Below are 18,627 nucleotides of genomic sequence, written 5' to 3'. Positions count from 1 at the left end.
CTGCTGCGTTGCGTTATGCGCGCTCTAACTGAAACGCTGCCACCGCTTGCAACAACTGCTGCGATTGCTGCTGCAAACTATCGGCGGCGACCGTGCTTTGCTGCACACGCAAAGCATTTTGCTGGGTGGCTTGGTCAATTTGCACAATCGCTTGCCCTACTTGGCTCACGCCCGCATCTTGCTCGGTGCTGGCAGCGCTGATTTGGCCCACAATGGCACTCACCTGCTGAATCGCCGAGACCACATCGGTCATGGTTTCTCCGGCCTGATCCACCAACTGGCTGCCTTGGGCAACGCGGTCCACGCTGGTTTGAATCAGGGTTTTGATTTCTTTGGCCGCTTGGGCGCTGCGCCCAGCCAAGCTACGCACCTCCGAGGCCACCACGGCAAAGCCTCGGCCTTGCTCGCCCGCCCGCGCGGCCTCTACTGCTGCATTGAGTGCCAAAATATTGGTTTGGAAGGCGATGCCATCAATCACGCCAATGATGTCGGCAATTTGGCGCGAGGCTTGGTTGATTTCGCCCATGCGCTGCACCACCTGCCCGACCACTTCACCACCTTGCACCGCCACGGTGGAGGCATTCACGGCCAAAGATTTAGCCCGGTGGGCATGGTCAGCGTTTTGACGCACCGTGGCCGTGAGCTGCTCCATCGCGGCAGCGGTTTGCTCAATGGCCGCCGCTTGCTGCTCGGTACGGGCCGATAAATCGTGGTTGCCTTGGGCAATATCGGTGGCCGCACTGGTCATGTGCATGGCACCTTGGCGCACTTGCGTCACCAACTGGCGCAGGTGTTGCTGCATTCTGAGCAAATCGGCCATCAAGCCGGTAGCTTGGCCTTGCAGATGCAAATCGTGGCTGAGGTTGCCTTGGGCAATATGGCGCAGGGCTTGGCTGGCATCGGCGGGGTCACCGCCCAACTCGCGCTGCAAGGTGCGCGCCATCACACCGCCCAGCGCTACCGCCACCACAGCCGCCAGCAAGGCCAGCACCGTAACGGCAATTTGCGCCCGGTCGGCCCGCAGTTGCGTTTCTGCATGGGCTTGTTCAGGCGTTTTACGCGCGCTGCTGATTTGCTCCATCAGGGTAGCGCGCATGGCACGCCAAGCGGGTATTTCTTGTTGATTAATGGCAGCCGCAGCGGCAGCAGCATCGGTGCGTGCCAACTCCATAATGTGGTTTTGAATGGCAATTTGTTGGCTACGCTGCTGTGCTAAGGCGCGCAAGGGGGCCTCAAACGGCGTGCCTTGGGCGTGGCGTAGCGTTTCATCGTAGGCGCTGGCATAGGCATCCATAGCGGCGCGCACGTTGTCATAGGCGTTTTTGTTGTTGGGGTTGAGCGCAATGTTACGCAAGGCTTGGCCGCCCTGCAAACCTTGGGCATACAGCTCAGACAACCCAACCACCACGGCCTGCTCGGTGCCAATGTAGCGGTTAAAGTCGTGTTGTGTACGTACCAGCGCCCATAAACTGGTGGCCAAGGCCAACACAAACAACAAGGCCGGGGCCGCAGTACACAGAATCAGCCGGGTAGTAAAACGCATAGGATGGCCACAAAAAAATAAAGAGCGATACGGGGATGCCGAAAAAATAGCCCACCCCCTTTTTCCAATCAGGCCAAGTAGCGCCGGTGCCAGCCTAAGCCCTCCGAGGTGTTGCCCGCCGGGCGGTATTCACAACCCACCCAGCCAGCGTAGCCTAAGCTGTCCAGCACGTCGAACAAATAAGGGTAGTGCAATTCCCCTTTGTCCGGCTCTTGGCGCTCGGGCACGCCCGCTATTTGCACATGGGCCACCCGGCCTGTGGGCAGGTATTGGCGCAATTTGCTGGCCACATCGCCCTCGCTTACTTGGCAATGGTACAAATCCATCAGCACCTTGAGCTGGGGCGAATCGACGGCATCCAGCAGCGCATGGGCTTGTGCTTGGCGCTGCAAAAAATAGCCCGGCATATCGCGTGGGTTGATAGGCTCCATCAACAATTCACAGCCTTGGGCAGCGGCTTGCTGGCAAGCCCAGCGCAGGTTGTCTATCAAGGTGGCCTGCATGGTGGCCCCATCAGCCCCCACCGGCACGAGGCCACTCATCACATGGATGCGTGGGCACTCTAGCGCCGCTGCGTAGCGCAAAGCCGCTTGAATGCCAGCCCGAAAAACGGCCTCTTGCCCCGGCAATGCCGCTGTGCCACGCGCACCGCTGTCCCACGCGGCGGCCATGTCGGCCGGTGTGCTGCCAGCAGCGGGCGCATTAAACAACACTTGGCGCAGTCCGTGGGCGCGCAGGCGCGCGGCCAGTTCAGCCGCTGGCCAAGGGTAGGGGGCCAAATACTCTACGGCCTTAAAGCCATCGGTGGCGGCGGCTTCAAAGCGCTCTAAAAAGGGCAAATCGGGATAAAGCCAACTGAGATTGGCCGCAAATTGGGGCATGGTGACACGCACAAAAAAAAGAAAAAACCCTACACAGCCAGCACTGCCAGCGCGCCAGCACCTACGGCAGCATCAACTTTTAATGCAGCAGGCGCTCGGGGTTGGCATCGAGTTTGGCCAGCGCATCGCGGGCGGCGCGCACCGTCAGACCTTCTTCGTCTTGCACCGTGAGCAAACCGGTTTGCAGGTAAGCCGCCAAGCGGCGCAGTTGCAGCAGGTAACTGCGTCCATTGGGGCTGGCAAATAAATGCAGCTGCTGGCGCTGGCTGTGCCACACGTATTGCACCGGGCTGGTGTTGCCATTGTGGTCCAGGGTGAACCACGCTCCCACATGCAATTGGCGCGCCCAATCCACCATCGCCGCTTCTACGGGGGCCTCGTTGTCGGCAATCACGACCAAGCCGGACATATCCATGCCCAGCAGCATCTCGATGGCCTCGGCATCCAGGGGCATATCGCCCATCACGGCCTCGGTGATGCAATCTTCTAAATTTTCTAGGCGTTTGGACAGCGCTTCAATCTGCTCGTCGGCAATCGGCTCGGTTTTGGCCACAAAAGCTTCGGCCAGCACATCGGTCAGGGTTTTGAGGTGGGTTTCTTGGACCTCGGGGGCCATGTTCACCAGCGCCAGCCCTTGGCGCAGGCGCTCTAGCAAGCCGGGCAGGCTTTGAATGACTTTGGTGCGGTCGCTGCGGTGTGGTTTGGCCCCAGCGGCCCAGACCAAATCGGCAGCGGTGCGCTTAAAGGCCAAGGTGTCGGCATGTTGCGCCCCAGCGCGTACCCCGGACAAGGCCAGCACTTCGGCCCAAATTTTGAATAAAAAATCACGGATTTCATCGCGCACCGGCATGTCTTTGAGCATGGCACGCAATTCGATGGTGTATTGGATGGTCAGGGTTTCGCGCTGCTCTACCTGTTGCGCTACCGTCACTACGCGGGCAGTGGATTGCTTTTGCGTCAGGAATTTGGCCAAGAAGGCTTCAAACTCCTCGCGTACCAACTGAAATACCTTGCGCCCGGTTTCGGGGTATTGCTCAATCACTTGCACCACGCGGCGGATTTCGGCCTCCAAAGCGCTTCCGTCAATCGCGGTGGTATCAAAGCCCATCACGCAAGCGCCCATGCGGTCAATCAGCAGGCGCGTGGGGTGGTTTAAGTCGCTAAAAAAATCTGGCTCGGCCAGTGCTACGCGCAACACCGGCACCTGCAAGCGCGCAAACAACACGCGCACCGCCGGTGGAATGCGGTCTTCGGACAAAATGCTTTGGAACATCAGCGCCACCACCTCGATGATGGCTTTTTCGCTATCGGTGCCGGCCTTTTTCTTCAGCTCGGCGGAGCGCTCGCGCACCGTGCCCACTGCGCCCACCAATTGCACCGCGCCCACCGGACCGGCTTGGGGGGCCATCGCCGCCATGCTGCTGTAATAGGTTTGCGCCTGCATCTGCTGCTGGGCCAAGGCTTGGGCCAAGGCGGCAGAAGCCAAGGGTGCTGGCGCTGCGGGCTGCTGCATGGCGGCTGGACCAGCGGCACCAGCGGGCAAAGGGCCGCCAATGGAAGCCCCCACCGGCCCCATCATGGAAGACATCGGCCCGCCCATCATCATGGCGGGGCCGGTTTGGGGGCCACCTGCTGGCATACCCGGCCACATCAGGCGGCGCAGTTGGCCCATCACGCCATAGGCACGCTGGCGGGCGCGCATCAGTGGCGTGCCATTGGCTGCGTCTGGCGGCATGGAGGCCATCATGCTGGATGGCTGTGCAGCCAGCGCGGGGCCTGGCCCCGACATGGGGCCACTGGGCATCGCCGCCAAGCGAGAGGGCTGGGTGCCCTCTATGGCCCCCAAACCCGTGGCCGCGCCAGTACCACCGGGCGGGCGACTGACGCGCAAGCGCACATCGGGCTGGGCTACGCCTTGGCTGGCCAAAAAATCATTGCATTGTTGGTAAGCTGCTTGGGCTTGTACGGCCAACTCGCGTTGCAAAGAATCCATCACTGCTTGCAAATTGGCGCGCGGCAGCCCGGTAGCTATCCATTGTTCTACCAACAACAAACAGAAGGTTTCGGGGCGCAACACATCGCCGCTGCTCAGTTCTTGGCCTTCTAGCGCTTGAATGCGCCGTCGCAGGGCATCGAAAGGGCCACTGACCGCCTCCAATACCGTCAGGGCGATGCGCGAGGCCACAATTTTGTTTTCTACCACATCGTCGCTGAGCAGCTCTAGGCTCAAATCAAGGCTAAAAGCGCTGGAGCTTTTCTGGGGTGCGGCAGTAGGGTTGACGGGCGTTTGGCTGGCCTGCAACCAAATTTTTTGCGTGGCCTGCACCCAAGCGCTGCGGTGCTGGCCATACAGTTGCCAAGCATCGCGGTGCCCTTGCATCTCGCGCTGGGTGCCCGTTTGGTTGAGCAAGGCCGTCAGGAAATCCAAAATCACCTGATCGACACTGCCCAAACCAGCGTTGAGCGTTGTAACAAATTGCTGGCGAACCTGGCGCGCCAGATCACGTTGCGGAGAGGGTGGCACGGGCGCAGACATGGCGCAATCGTAATCGGGAAAACCAGTTTATGCTTAAACCGTGGCGCCAGCGTTGGGGTCGTTGGGGTCTTCTTGCTTGTTAGCAGTCTTTACCAAGTCCTCGCGCTTGACCCCCAGCCACATGGCAATGGCGGCGGCCACAAACACCGACGAGTAAATGCCAAACAAAATGCCAATCGTCAGGGCCATTGCAAAATAATGCAAGCTGGGGCCACCAAAGAACAGCATCGACAACACCATCGCTTCGGTGGAGGCGTGGGTGATGATGGTACGGCTCATGGTGCTGGTGATGGCGTGGTCAATCACCTCGGAGGTCGTCATCTTGCGGTACTTGCGGAAGGCTTCGCGGATGCGGTCAAAAATCACCACCGATTCATTGACCGAGTAGCCCAGCACGGCCAGCACCCCGGCCAACACGGCCAAAGAGAACTCCCACTGGAAGAAGGCAAAAAAGCCCAAAATAATCACCACATCGTGCAAGTTGGCAATGATGGCGGCCACGCCGTACTTCCACTCAAAGCGCATCGCCAGATAAATCACAATGCCCAGCACCACCATGCCCAGCGCCATCAGGCCGCCATGCACCAGCTCCTCGCCCACCTGCGGCCCGACAAATTCGGTGCGGCGCAGGGTCACGCCCGCATCAGCAGCCTTGAGCGCGGCCAATACCTGCTCGCTTTGTTGCGCCGAAGTGACCCCTTTTTGCACCGGCAAGCGAATCATGACATCGCGCGAGGTGCCAAAATTTTGTACCGTCACTTCGGTGTAGCCCAATTGGGCCACCGTGTCGCGCACCTTGCCAATATCGGCCGTTTGCTGGTAGGCCACCTCCATCACGGTGCCGCCGGTAAACTCCACCGACAAATGCAGCCCGCGCGAGAACAAAAAGAACACCGCCAGCGCAAAGGTGATGAAGGAAATCGCGTTGAACACCAACGCGTGCTTCATGAAGGGGATGTCTTTTCTGATACGGAAAAATTCCATGACCGGCTGTCCTTTAGTTGGTTTTGGCCACGCTGGTATCGTTGCCCTCGGGCTTCCACACCTGACCGATGGACACACTCTTGAGCTTCTTGGTGCCGCCGTACCAGAGGTTGACCAGCCCGCGCGAGAAGAACACCGCCGAGAACATGCTGGTGAGAATGCCTATGCAATGCACCACGGCAAAGCCGCGCACTGGGCCAGAACCAAACGCCAACAGCGCCAAGCCCACAATCAAGGTGGTGACGTTGGAGTCCAAAATGGTGGCCCAAGCACGCTCGTAACCGGCATGAATCGCCATTTGCGCCGATACGCCATCGCGCAGTTCTTCGCGGATGCGCTCGTTAATCAGCACGTTGGAGTCAATCGCCACGCCCAGCGCCAGCGCCATCGCGGCAATGCCCGGCAGCGTCAGGGTGGCTTGCAACATCGACAAAATCGCCAACAGCAGCAAGACGTTGACCGACAGCGCCAGCGTAGAAAAAATACCAAACAGTCGGTAATACAGGCACATAAATGCGGCCACGGCCACCATGCCCCAAACCACCGAATTAATGCCGCGCTCGATGTTGTCGGCGCCCAGGCTCGGGCCAATGGTGTATTCCTCGATGATTTCCATCGGTGCCGCCAAAGAGCCAGCGCGCAACAACAACGCGGTATCGTTGGCCTCTACGGTACTCATGCTGCCAGAGATTTGTACCCGACCACCGCCAATTTCGGCGCGAATCACGGGGGCCGTGACCACTTCGCCCTTGCCCTTTTCAAACAAAACAATGGCCATGCGCTTGCCGATGTTCTCGCGCGTGATGTCTTTGAAAATGCGCGCACCCTTGGCATCGAGGGTTAAGTTGACCGTGGGGTCTTGGGTTTGGCCATCAAAACCGGCTTGGGCATCGGTCAGGTTTTCACCCGTCAGTACCACCTGCTTTTTGACGATGATGGGGCGGGCATCGCGGTCTAGGTAGCGCTCGGAGCCAAACGGCACCGGGCCACTGCCCAGCTCAGCCGAGCGCGCCTCGGCGCTTTCGTCCACCATACGCACTTCTAGCGTGGCGGTGCGGCCCAAAATATCTTTGGCCTTGGCGGTATCTTGCACGCCGGGCAGTTGCACCACGATGCGGTCCAGGCCCTGCTGCTGAATCACCGGCTCGGCCACGCCCAGCTCGTTGATGCGGTTGTGCAGCGTGGTCATGTTTTGCTTGAGCGCTTGCTCTTGCACGCGGCGCAGGGCCTCGGGCTTGATGCTGGCTTGCAACACAAACTCGCCATTGGCAGCGCTGGCAAGCACTTGCAAATCGGGGAACTGGTCGGCCATCAGGTTGCGCGCAGCGGTTTGCGTAGCAGCATCGCGCAGTTTGACACTGACATTTTGGCCATCGCGGCTGATACCACTGTGGCGGATATTTTTGTCGCGCAGGGCGCTGCGAATATCACCGGCATAAGACTCGGCTTTTTTGGTCAGGGCGGCCTGCATATCCACTTGCAACATGAAATGCACACCACCGCGTAAGTCCAGCCCCAAATACATCGGTGCAGCGTGCAAAGAGGTCAGCCACGCCGGAGAGCGCGACACCAAATTGAGCGCCACGATATACATCGGGTCAGCGGCATCGGGCACCAGGGCCTTTTGCAGGATGTCTTTGGCCTTGAGCTGGTTATCGGGGGTATCAAAACGCGCCCGCACTGAAGTGCCCTCTAGGCGCAGCACATCGGGTTTGAGTTGGGCGGCATCGAGGGCCGCCTGCACGCGCTCCAGCACGGCGGCATCGACCTTGACCGTTGCCTTGGCCGAGGACACTTGCACCGCCGGTGCTTCACCAAAGAAATTGGGCAGGGTATAAAGCACCCCCACCAGCAGCGCAATCACCAAGATTGCGTACTTCCAGACCGGGTAACGGTTCATCGCGCTTGGACTTTCAGGACAACAGACGCAGCCCACGCACACAGGCCCAGGCCGACAGAAACAACAGCCTGCCAGGCTTTACTTGAGGGTGCCCTTGGGCAGCACTTGCGAGATAGCCATACGCTGCACTTGAATTTCGACCCCATTGGCCACTTCGATGTGCAAAACTTGCTCGGACAGGCGGGTCACTTTGCCCAGCAAACCGCCACCAATCACCACTTCGTCGCCCTTGGCCAAGGCATCAATCATGGCCTTGTGCTCTTTTTGGCGCTTCATTTGCGGGCGAATCATGACAAAGTACAGCACCACAAACATCAGCACCAGCGGCAACATGCTTTGCAGCGTGGACATGAGGTCACCCCCCCCAGCAGCGGCAGCGGGGGCGGTTTGGGCAAAAGCAGAAGAAATGAACACGCAAACTCCCAGAAAAACCAAAAATAACAGGACTGTCCAGCCCAGACGCAGGCCCATGTCTGTTGGAAAGACAAAGGCGCGATTGTATGCGGCAGGCCATCAGCCCCTCAAAGCGCTAGGCTGCTGGCGCATACACCTGCCTGCACCCTAGCCGCCACCAAACAACCAGCTGAGCAAGCGGCGCACCCAGAACCAATAAAACAAGCAAGCCATCAGCCCCCAATAAAACACCCACAGCCAGCGGCTGGGCACCATGCGCGTGCCTTGGCTAGAGACTACCTCCCAGCCACCGGGGCGCAGCAAAGGTTTGCCAGCGGCATCGAACACATTAAAGTTCTTTATCGAGGGCAACGAGCGAGCGTAGAGCTGGTCTATATCACCATCCATTTTGACGATGAGTACCAAACTGAGACAGTAGCCTGCCACACCGATGATGAGAAACTCCCAAAAGCCGGTGCTGCCAATCACCAGCCATAGCCCCATCATGGTAAAAAATACCACCGCACACACCGATGCTAAATACAAGCGTGCATAGTTAAACTTCATTTGCTGGGCGCATTGAAGCACCAAGGTACGGCACACGTTGCCGTGGGCGCTGGTATAGGCTTCGGTGTTGGGTTTTTGCAGGGCATCGCGGTTGTCAGCGGTAGCCACAAAGCGCTGCAATACCCTTTGCGGGGTTTTGTAGTCCAACATGGACAACTGCTGGGCCGTAATTTTTTGGCCTACCAGGCGTAGTTCTTCAAAATCGGATTCTTGCAGGCTCTCGACAATGCCGCCTTGGGTGAGCCATTGCCGGTTTTTGCCGTAGGCCACTGCCTTGTATTTTTTGCTGTTGCAGGCCACCTCGATGGATTCAATATCAATGCGGCCACCATAGACAATTTTGAGCATCCGGTGGTTGTCTAGGCCACTCCAGCCGTCATATTCTTGCTGCACCACAGAGGTGGATAAGTTAGCAATTTGGATGGGGTCTTGTTCTAGCTCAAAAATCTTTTTGGCGTATTCGGACGACTGCGGCGGTAAGCTGGTGTGGTGGTGAATTTTGAGGTCTATCGAACCCTCGTACATTTGCCCGGTTTCGTGCGAGCCAGCGCATTGCGGGCAGCTGAGTCGGCCGGTTTTTTTGCATTTTTCGCACGGACAAGCCCCCTTGCCGTTGCAGCGCGGGCAGGGCACGAGGGCATTGCCCCGGCAGGCCAAGCAGGGCACCGTCCCCTTAACGCATTCGGCATTGGGGCAAGGAATCATCTCCTTGACGGTTTGGTATTTGACCGACTGTGGCGAGCCATCCTTACCCCCCGTGAACTCATAAGGCACGTCTTTTTCTTGCACCACTTCGCCGCTGCCCAAGCAGGTCATGCACATGGTGCGGCCTTGGTCACAGCCGGGGGCGCGGCAGGGCAGTTTTTGGTTGCCTTTGCATTGCGGGCAGACATATTCGCGGTTGCCCGCGCACATATCGCAAACGATTTCGCCGTCTTTATTGCAGGTTTGGCATTTGTGCAGACTCCAAAAGCGCGTGGCGGTGCCCAAGTAGATGCCTTCTTCTAAATCCAAAGGCAGGCCGGGGTGGTCTTTGACCTTGTCGTCTAAGCGCTTTTCGGCATCGGTTTGCAGTTTTTCAATCAAGGCCACCATGCCACTTTGGGCCAGCTCGTCGGTGGGGCTGCGAATGTCTTTAGACTGGGACTTAAAGTAGCCATTGACCGGCGTGACCTTGATGTTCTTGTACAGAATAAAGGTGGCACTGAGCTTAAATTCTTGCTCGACCAGCTTGTCTTGTACCAGCTGCACCTCACTGGCCTTGAAACTGGTTTTTTCAGCCACCGTTTGCTGAATTTGTTGCAGCAACCAGCTGCTGCGCTGGCTTAGTGCGGCGATAGGTGCTGGAGCTGCGTTGGCATCAGAAGGGGGTGGGCTGGCAGAGGGCTTGTTCATAACGGACAGGGCAAAAATGGACGGTGGAGCAGTACAGGCACTGCCATGTTGCACCAGTTGCCATTTTTATCCGATTTTTGCCCCCGATAGCGAGACTCTGCGGCGCTAATCTTAGTAATAGCGGTTGGGCGCGGCCAATACGGCCATCGTAACGCGCGAAATGCAGACCAGTTTGCCCGCCTCGTTGCTGATGCGTACCTCCCAGACTTGGCTGCTGCGCCCAATATGTACCGGTTTGGCTACGCCATAGACCCAGCCCTCGGCCACAGCGCGGATATGGTTGGCGTTGATTTCTTGGCCCACGCAATGGAATTGCGCCGGGTCCACCACATGCGCTGCGGCCCACGAGGCCAACGTTTCGGCAAACAGCACCGAGGCACCACCGTGCAGCACCCCGGCGGGTTGGCGCGTGCGCGCATCCACCGGCATCCTGCCTTTGAGGTAGTCGTCCCCGGTTTCGAGCAGCTCAATGCCCAAATTGCCATTCACGCATTGGGCACCGCGCTCGTTCAATACATCCAGCGGTACGCCAGAAAACCAGATGGCCATAAGTTTTTCTCCTGATAGGGTGTGTGGGGCGCTACTTTAATGCGCTTTAATGCTTGGCAGCGCCCAAGTAGGCTTCTACCACTTTCGGGTTCTTTGCCAAGTCGGCGGCTTTGCCTTCTAGGGTGATGTCGCCCACCTCTAGCACATAGCCGTAATCGGACACTTGCAAGGCAGCGCGCGAGTTTTGTTCAATCAGCAAGGTGGCCACGCCGGTTTCGCGCAGGCGCGAAATCACTTGGAACACTTCGGCCATAACACGCGGGGCCAGCCCTAGCGAGGGTTCATCCAACATCAGCACTTTAGGGTCACTCATGAGGGCGCGGCCCAAGGCAATCATTTGGCGCTCGCCCCCCGACATGGTGCCCGCCAGTTGCAAGCGGCGCTCTTTCAGGCGTGGGAAGGTGGTGTAGATGCCCTCCAGCCCATCGCGGTACGACCAACCCGGTTTGCGCCGCCGGTAGGCTCCCAGCACCAAGTTGTCTTCTACCGTCATGGTGGAGAACAGTTCGCGCTTTTCGGGCACCAGCGCCAAGCCTTGGCCCAAGCGTTGCTCAACGCTGTCGTGGGACACATCACGGCCTTGGTAGTGGATTTGGCCATCAGCGTGCCCAGGCGCAGGCAGCACCCCCATAATGGAATTGAGCAGGGTGGATTTGCCCGCACCATTGGGGCCAATCACAGTCACGATTTGCCCAGCACGCACTTGGATGTTGGCGTTACGCAGTGCCTCGACCTTGCCATAGCGGGCGCTCAGGCCATTGGTACTGAGTACAACCGGGTGTTTGTCCTTGCTCATTCAATACCTCCCAAATAGGCGGCCAACACGGCCTCGTTGTTTTGGATTTCGGTGGGCAGGCCCTCGGCAATCTTGCTGCCAAACTCCATCACCACCAGCCGGTCGGTAATGCCCATGACAAAGTCCATGTCATGCTCTACCAGCAGCACCGACATGCCTTCAGACTTGAGCTGCTTGAGCAACTCGGACAGGGCTTGCTTTTCTTTCAGGCGCAAACCCGCCGCAGGCTCATCCAACAGCAACAACACCGGGTCGGTACACAGGGCGCGGGCAATTTCCAAAATGCGCTGTTGCCCCAAAGCCAAGCTACCGGCGGGGGTGTGCATAAACTCGCCCAAACCGACGCGCTTGATTTGCTCCGCTGCCAAATACAGCAGGCGCGCTTCTTCGGCCCGGTCCAGGCGCAAGGCAGCGCGCACGGGGTCCATATGGCCGCGCAGGTGCGTACCCATCGCCACGTTCTCTAGCACCGACAGGTGCGGAATCAAATGCACATGCTGGAAGCTGCGGCCAATGCCACGCTGCACGATGCGGCGCGAATCCAGCGTATCAATGCGTTCGCCACAGAAGCGGATTTCACCACTGGTCACGGGCAGCACGCCAGTGACCAAGTTGAACATGGTGGATTTACCAGCACCGTTGGGGCCAATCAGACCGACGATTTCACCGGCACGCAGGTCAAACTGCATGTCCTTCACAGCCACCAAGCCGCCAAACTGCTTGCGCGCCTCGTTCACTTCCAAAATGATGCTGCCGGGCGCGGGTTTGGCACGGCGTGGCATATCGCTGTAACCTTCAGGGGCAATTTCGGGGGCAACGACTTCTGGCTCGGGCGGATGTACGCGCGCCCACAGCGCCGTTACATTGGGCCAAATACCATAGCGTGCGTGGTGCAATAGCAAAATTACCATGATGCCGAAGAACAGCATTTCGTAGTTGCCATTGCTGCCCAGCAGCAGCGGCAGCCAGTCTTGCAATTGGCTTTTCAGGCCGGTGAGCAAGCCCGCACCCAAAATAGCCCCCCAGACATGGCCGACACCACCCACCACCGCCATGAACAGGTATTCAATGCCCATGTTCAGGCCAAAGGGCGTGGCACTGACGGAACGCTGCAAGTGCGCGTAGAGCCAGCCGGACAAACTGGCCATCAGGGCGGCCAACACAAACACCAGCACTTTGTATTGCGCCGTGTGGATGCCCATCGCCTCGGGCATGGTCTTGCCTTTGGCCAGCGCATGGATGGCGCGGCCCGGACGCGAATTGAGCAAGTTCAGCACTAACCAAACACAACCGCCTAAGCAGAACCAAATCAGGCCATACATGACGCGCGGATTAGACAAATCAAAGCCAAACAGCGTCAGCGGTGGAATGCCCGAGATACCGTCGTACTTGCCCAAAAATTCGAGCGTGCCAAACAGGTAATACAGCGACAAGCTCCAAGCAATGGTGGCCAGTGGCAGATAGTGGCCCGACAGGCGCACCGTCATCGCGCCAATCGCCAACGCGGCCGCGCCCGACACCAGCAAGCCCATCGGCAAGCCCAGCCAAGGCGACCAGCCCAGCGTGGTGGACAGGTAGGCGGTGGTGTAAGCGCCCAAGCCGACAAAAGCCGCTTGACCAAAGGAAGTCAGGCCACCCACACCCGTGAGCAGCACCAAGCCCAAAGCGGCAATGGAGTACAAACCGATATAGTTGCCCAAAGTGACCCAAAAGCTGGGTACGGGCAAAAACGGAAACAGAAAGAACCACGCAAACACAAGCCATTGCAGCTTTTTGGTGGAGAGAGAAGCAAGCAGACGCATGGGAATCGGGCTCAAGGTTGGAGGGGTGGCATCAACAAGACAGTCCGCATGACCATCACTCTTCATCGCTGTGCGGCGAGCGCCACGAGCGCCAAGCCAACACCGGCAGAATCAAGGTGAAGACAATCACCTCCTTGTAATCACTGGCCCAAAATGAGGAGTAGCTCTCTAGCAGCCCGACCAGCACCGCACCAATGGCGGCCAGTGGGTAGCTGGCCAGCCCACCAATGATGGCGGCCACAAAGCCTTTCAGGGCCACGACAAAGCCGGTGTCGTATTGCACCGTGTTCATGGGGCCAATCAATACACCGGCCAAAGACCCCAAGCCCGCCGACAAGCCAAAGGCCAAACGCCCCGCTTGGTTGGTGCCAATGCCCACCAGTCGCGCCCCATTGCGGTTGACCGCTGTGGCACGCAAGGCTTTGCCCATCAGGGTGCGCTCAAAGAACAAATACAGCAGCGCAATCAATGACAGCGACACCACAATCACCAGCGCGCTTTGGCCGGAAATGAGCAAGGCACCCACCGAGGTACTCCACTCAGTAAACGGCAGGGTACGCGAGCCTTCGGGGCCAAACACCAACAGGCCCAAACTCAACAGGGCAAAATGCACCGCCACCGAGACAATCAACAGCACCAGCACCGAAGCCTCGGCCACACGTTGGTAGGCCAAGCGGTAAATCATCAAACCCATCGGCACCGTGATGCCCAGCACCAACAAAATTTGCAACACCATCGGCATGGTGTGCCAAGGCAAGGCCGAGGCCAACGCCCACACCAGCAGGGGATAGAGCAGGTTCTCGGCGGCACTCCAGCCCAGCAACTTGGCCGATAGTGGTTTGTAGCGGCGTGCATACAAAGCCGCGCCCAACTCTGTCAAGAAGGTGGCGACTCCCAGCACCAGCAACAGCATCACCAAGCGCGGAAACTGCTCGGTTTGCAAAGCAGCCAGCGTCAAAGCGCCAAAGCCAATAAATTCACCTTGGGGCAAAAAAATCACCCGCGTGACGGAAAACACCAACACCAGCGCCATCGCCAGCAAGGCATAAATAGCTCCGTTGGTGATGCCATCTTGGGCCAAGATGGCGACGATACTTAAATCCATGTTCTCTCCTGATGCAGCCGGGCACTCGCTGGGGCTGTTACGGTGGTTCGGTGGGCGGGGGGTCAGGCGGTATTGATAACGAAAGCGTCGCAGTAGAAATGCGTAGCTGGCAGACCGGCTTGGGCAGTGAAAGCGGCACGGGCGGCATCAATCATCAGTGGATTGCCGCAGGCATAGACTTCGTGGGCCGATAAATCGGGCAGGTCTTGCAACACCGCTGCATGGACAAAGCCGGTACGGCCTTGCCAATCGGCATCGGGTTCGGACAACACCGGCACCAAGCGCACGCCGGGGAATTGCGCCTGCCACGCAGCCACCGATTCCACCGCGTACAAATCGCTCCAACGCCGTCCGCCCCAGTACAGCACCGCGCCACGTTGGGCGATGGCCGCACCGTGGGTACGCAGCAAAGCGGCAATCGGCGCGTAACCGGTGCCCGAGGCCAACAGCACGATGGGGGCGGTACCTTCGTGCAGCACAAACGTGCCATACGGCCCTTGGATACGCAACAAATCGCGGGCTTTCAGTTTGTCGTAAGCGTGTGGCGAGAAGCGTCCGCCCTCCATGCGACGCACATGCAGCTCTAACAGCCCTTCGGGGTTGGGCAGATTGGCCAAGCTATAACTGCGCCGCGCGCCATCCTTGAGCAACACATCCACATATTGCCCGGCTTGGAAGTTGAACCCCGAGGCCGCTGGCACCTGCAACTGCACGATAGCCACATCAGCACTGGGGCGTTGCACGTCCAACACCCGCGCACCCACCGTAACGACACGCTGGCCGGGCGCTTGGGGCACCTCTGGGGCTTGCAGCACCAAATCACCCAAAGGGAAGGCTTGACAAGTGCGGCATTGGCCCACAGGCACCGGCTCTGCACCCGCCGGGGCCGGTTCGGCATGGCGCACGCTGCCCGCTTCTAGCTCCAGATGGCAACTGTTGCAAGTGCCAGCACGGCAACTGTGCGGCAACCAGTAACCGGCGGCAATGGCAGCGTCCAATACCGTTTGCTCGGGCGTGCAGCTAAAGTGGCCGCCGTGGGGTTGTAGTTGTATCTGAAAAGTCTCGGACATGGTGATGCCGCCTGCAACCTTGGGGGCCGCTGCGCGGTGCGAGGGATTAAAAAAAACAGTGCGCCGTGGCCTGAACAAGCCACCAGCGCACCCGTGGGGGCAGCCTTAGCCGCAAACAATCACGGCTTCGGGGCGCGGCTTGCTGTGCAGCAGTTGCACCTTGTCGGCGCGGCGCTTGAGTACGGCACGCTGGTTGATATAGCCCTTGTCGGTGATTTCGCCTTCGTCCATGCTGGGCAGCTCGTCCAGCACCAGCGCCCGTTGGGCACTTTGCGAGGAGCCACCGCCTTCGGCCTTGAGCTTGCGCAGCCCCACTTGGATATGGGCGGCCAATTCCTCGGCAGACAGCCCTTTTGCAGCGGGACTCGGAAACACCAACAGCCCCACTTCATCGGCATCGTGCCCAGTGACCACCACATCTTGTGCCCACGGAGCCAGTGCTGTAACGGCTTTGACGCGCAAGGTGCCCACCGAGACCCAAGTGCCGGTGGTCAACTTGAAGTCTTCGGCCACGCGGCCATTGAACAGCACGCCCTTTTCCGGGCGCTGCTCATCCACCAACAGACCGGCATCGCCAATGATGTAGTAGCCTTCTTCGTCAAAGGCTTTGGCGGTTTGCTCGGGGTTGTCCAAGTATTCGTTGAACACTTGCGGCCCCTTGACGCGCATTTCCAGCTTGCCGTTGTTGGGCAAAAATTTGATACTGGTACCGGGCACGGGCAGGCCGATACAGCCGGGGCCGTCGAGCTTCCAATGCACATTGGTAATCAGGGGCGAGGTTTCGGTAGCTCCCCAAGCGGCGGTAAACCAAACGGATTCGCCCAGCACGCTCTTGGCGCTGCGCTCTAAGCGATCCCAAGTGGCTTGGGGCAAGGCGGCAGCCGCATAGAACACACCGCGCAAGCGGCCAAAGAAGTCGCGGGCAAAGCTCTCGTCCTCTTCCAAAAAGGCAATCAAGGCATCAAAGCCCTTGGGCACGTTGAAGTACAAATTGGGCTGCACTTCGCGCAGATTGCGGACTGATTTCTCCATCAAGCCCGGCACGGGGCGGCCTTCGTCGATGTAGAAGCTGCCACCGTTGCACAACGCCATGTTCAGGTTGTGGTTGGTGCCAAAAGTGTGGCTCCAAGGCAACCACGAGACAATGACCGGCTTTTCTTCGCGCAGAAACGTCCAAGTTTGGCGAATTTGCTCTTGGTTGGCGCACAACATGCGGTGCGTGTTGACGGCAATTTTGGGTTTGCCAGTCGAGCCAGACGTGAGCAGGTATTTGGCGTGCGTCTCGGGCGTGATGCGGGCAAAGGCGTCCATCACCGCTGGGGTTTCTTTGGCGCGGGCCAATTCGGCGAACGAGCGCCCCAACGAGACGCTGTAAGCGTTGTGGCTCAACACCACCGGGCAATCCAGACCGGCAGCACGGATGGCCGGGCCATAGATGGCACCATCGGCGGCGTAAATCAGGCCGGGCTGCAACTCGTGCAGGATGCCCGAGATTTTGCTGTATTCCTTAGCCAAGCGCGAATAAGCACTGGTGATGGCAGTGAAGGGGCGGCCAATGTGCATGGTGGCAAACATCAGCAGCGCTTGGTCTAGGCTGTTGTCTGACAGGCACACCACGGGCGCGTTTTCGGCCAAACCCCAATCCAGCAGCCCTTGGGCAATCGCGCCGATTTTGTCGCGCGTTTGGGCATAGGTCAGTTTGACCCATTCGCCATCGGGGCCACGTTCGGCCAAAAACAAGGCGTTGGGCGTGGTGCGCGCCCAATGCTCTAGCCAGTCGCCGATGCAGCGGGCCACGTTACCCAAAGGCTCCGGCGATGTCAGGATGAAGCCGCCGTTGGGCAGGTCTTGCTTGAGTACCGCTGGCGTGGCCAGCATGGCGGGGTTGGTAAAAAACGAGCTACTCATGGTGTGCGATTCCTGCGTGGTATTACTTCAAGAGCTTCCAAGCGTTCTTTTCAATCGTCACCAGCACGCGGCCATCAGCCCCAAAACCGGAGTGGTCGGTCGGGCTCATGGTGATGACGCCGTGGGTCACGGGCAGCTTGTTGGTTTTTTCGATGGCATCGCGCAGTGCAGTGCGGAACTCGGGCGTGCCGGGCTTGTTTTGCTTGGCCACGGTGGTGACGGCTTTGTCCAGCACCAAATAGGCATCGTGGGCATAGGCACCAAACGGACTGCGCGAACCGGCACCGTGCTTGCCTTCATAGGCTTTCAGGTAATCCAAACCGGGCTTTTTGCTGGGGTGGCTGTCGGGCAGTTGCTCACTGACCAGCACGTTCCCGGTGGGCAGCACCACGCCTTCATCGGCCGTGCCCGAAACGCGCAAGAAGTCATTGTTGGCCACGCCGTGGGTTTGGTAGAACTGGCCCTTATAGCCACGGTCACGCAAAGCACGCATGGGCAAAGCAGCAGGCGTGCCACTGGCGGCAATGAATACTGCTTGCGGATTGCTTTGCATCAGCTTGAGGGTTTGGGCCGTCACGCTTTGGTCGCTACGGGCATAGCGCTCTACCGCCGCCACTTTGATACCGTATTGAGCCGCGCCTTTTTGCACATCCTTGAGCCAGCCTTCGCCATAGGCATCGCTAAAGCCAATAAAGGCGATGTTTTCGATTTTGTTGGCCTTCATGTGCTCAAACAAGGCCGAGGACATCACACCGACCGATTGCGGCAGCGGAAACACCCATTCAATTTGCTTGGGCTGGAACGGGGCCAAGGCAACTTGTGGGGTCTTGCTGGCGGTGGCAGCTTCGGCAATCGCCAGCGAGGTCGGCACGGTGGTCGAGCCAATGATGGCATCTACCTTATCCGAGTCGATAAAGCGGCGCGCATTTTTAGCGGCTTGGCTGGGGTCAGAGGCATCATCCAACAGGATGTAATTGACGGGCAAACCACCCAAAGTTTTGGGCAGCAGTTCGATGCTGTTTTTTTCGGCAATGCCCAAGGAGGCGGCAGGGCCAGTGGTGCTGAGCGACACGCCGACATTGATGGTTTGTGCCTGTGCCAAAGCAGGTAAGGCCAAGCTGGCGGCGATGGCCAAGGCAGTCAGTGCGTTGCGACGTTTCATGGATTTGTCTCCTGTGGATTGCTGTTGTGAAAAAGT

At 58.8% G+C, this 18,627-nt stretch carries 14 protein-coding genes; all 14 read right to left on the bottom strand.

Features of this window, described 5'->3' with window-relative positions:
* Positions 1-13 precede the first annotated feature (13 nt).
* Positions 14-1,543 carry a methyl-accepting chemotaxis protein gene (locus PHX60_RS12155; protein WP_300078015.1) on the bottom strand — a complete coding sequence of 510 codons (1,530 nt, stop codon included), beginning with the start codon at positions 1,541-1,543 and terminating at the stop codon, positions 14-16.
* Positions 1,544-1,611: 68 nt separating this feature from the next.
* The gene (gene otnI, locus PHX60_RS12150) at positions 1,612-2,424 is read right to left on the bottom strand and encodes a 2-oxo-tetronate isomerase (protein WP_300078013.1); all 813 of its coding nucleotides are present in this window, start codon (positions 2,422-2,424) and stop codon (positions 1,612-1,614) included.
* Between the two features lie 79 nt (positions 2,425-2,503).
* Positions 2,504-4,960, bottom strand: a complete 2,457-nt coding sequence (locus PHX60_RS12145) for a DUF1631 family protein (protein ID WP_300078010.1) — start codon at positions 4,958-4,960, stop codon at positions 2,504-2,506.
* Between the two features lie 33 nt (positions 4,961-4,993).
* Positions 4,994-5,944, bottom strand: a complete 951-nt coding sequence (secF, locus tag PHX60_RS12140; protein ID WP_300078008.1) for a protein translocase subunit SecF — start codon at positions 5,942-5,944, stop codon at positions 4,994-4,996.
* A gap of 13 nt (positions 5,945-5,957) precedes the next feature.
* On the bottom strand, positions 5,958-7,844 hold the full coding sequence (gene secD / locus PHX60_RS12135) for a protein translocase subunit SecD (RefSeq protein WP_300078005.1): 1,887 nt from the start codon (positions 7,842-7,844) through the stop codon (positions 5,958-5,960).
* Positions 7,845-7,922: 78 nt separating this feature from the next.
* Complete coding sequence (gene yajC, locus PHX60_RS12130; protein WP_300078002.1) at positions 7,923-8,258, bottom strand: preprotein translocase subunit YajC; 336 nt, start codon at positions 8,256-8,258, stop codon at positions 7,923-7,925.
* 147 nt (positions 8,259-8,405) lie between these two features.
* On the bottom strand, positions 8,406-10,199 hold the full coding sequence (locus PHX60_RS12125; protein ID WP_300077999.1) for a hypothetical protein: 1,794 nt from the start codon (positions 10,197-10,199) through the stop codon (positions 8,406-8,408).
* Positions 10,200-10,310: 111 nt separating this feature from the next.
* The gene (locus PHX60_RS12120) at positions 10,311-10,748 is read right to left on the bottom strand and encodes a hotdog fold thioesterase (protein ID WP_300077996.1); all 438 of its coding nucleotides are present in this window, start codon (positions 10,746-10,748) and stop codon (positions 10,311-10,313) included.
* A gap of 46 nt (positions 10,749-10,794) precedes the next feature.
* Complete coding sequence (locus tag PHX60_RS12115) at positions 10,795-11,544, bottom strand: ABC transporter ATP-binding protein (protein ID WP_300077993.1); 750 nt, start codon at positions 11,542-11,544, stop codon at positions 10,795-10,797.
* Positions 11,541-13,346 (bottom strand): branched-chain amino acid ABC transporter ATP-binding protein/permease, encoded by a 1,806-nt coding sequence (locus PHX60_RS12110; RefSeq protein ID WP_300077990.1) that lies wholly within the window; start codon positions 13,344-13,346, stop codon positions 11,541-11,543. The genes PHX60_RS12115 and PHX60_RS12110 overlap by 4 nt, the downstream gene beginning before the upstream one ends.
* Before the next feature lie 55 nt (positions 13,347-13,401).
* Positions 13,402-14,451 (bottom strand): branched-chain amino acid ABC transporter permease, encoded by a 1,050-nt coding sequence (locus PHX60_RS12105; protein WP_300077987.1) that lies wholly within the window; start codon positions 14,449-14,451, stop codon positions 13,402-13,404.
* Between the two features lie 62 nt (positions 14,452-14,513).
* A complete protein-coding gene (locus PHX60_RS12100) occupies positions 14,514-15,521 on the bottom strand; it encodes an FAD-binding oxidoreductase (RefSeq protein WP_300077984.1) in 1,008 nt (335 codons plus the stop codon).
* A 105-nt stretch (positions 15,522-15,626) separates the two neighbouring features.
* The gene (locus tag PHX60_RS12095; protein ID WP_300077981.1) at positions 15,627-17,429 is read right to left on the bottom strand and encodes a feruloyl-CoA synthase; all 1,803 of its coding nucleotides are present in this window, start codon (positions 17,427-17,429) and stop codon (positions 15,627-15,629) included.
* A 22-nt stretch (positions 17,430-17,451) separates the two neighbouring features.
* The gene (locus PHX60_RS12090) at positions 17,452-18,591 is read right to left on the bottom strand and encodes an ABC transporter substrate-binding protein (protein ID WP_300077978.1); all 1,140 of its coding nucleotides are present in this window, start codon (positions 18,589-18,591) and stop codon (positions 17,452-17,454) included.
* Positions 18,592-18,627 lie beyond the last annotated feature (36 nt).

Origin of the sequence: Giesbergeria sp., assembly GCF_028686475.1 — a bacterium.
Taxonomy (GTDB): domain Bacteria; phylum Pseudomonadota; class Gammaproteobacteria; order Burkholderiales; family Burkholderiaceae_C; genus Simplicispira.
Note: the sequence above shows the minus strand (reverse complement) of the source record. Positions and strands in the feature narration are given on the sequence as shown.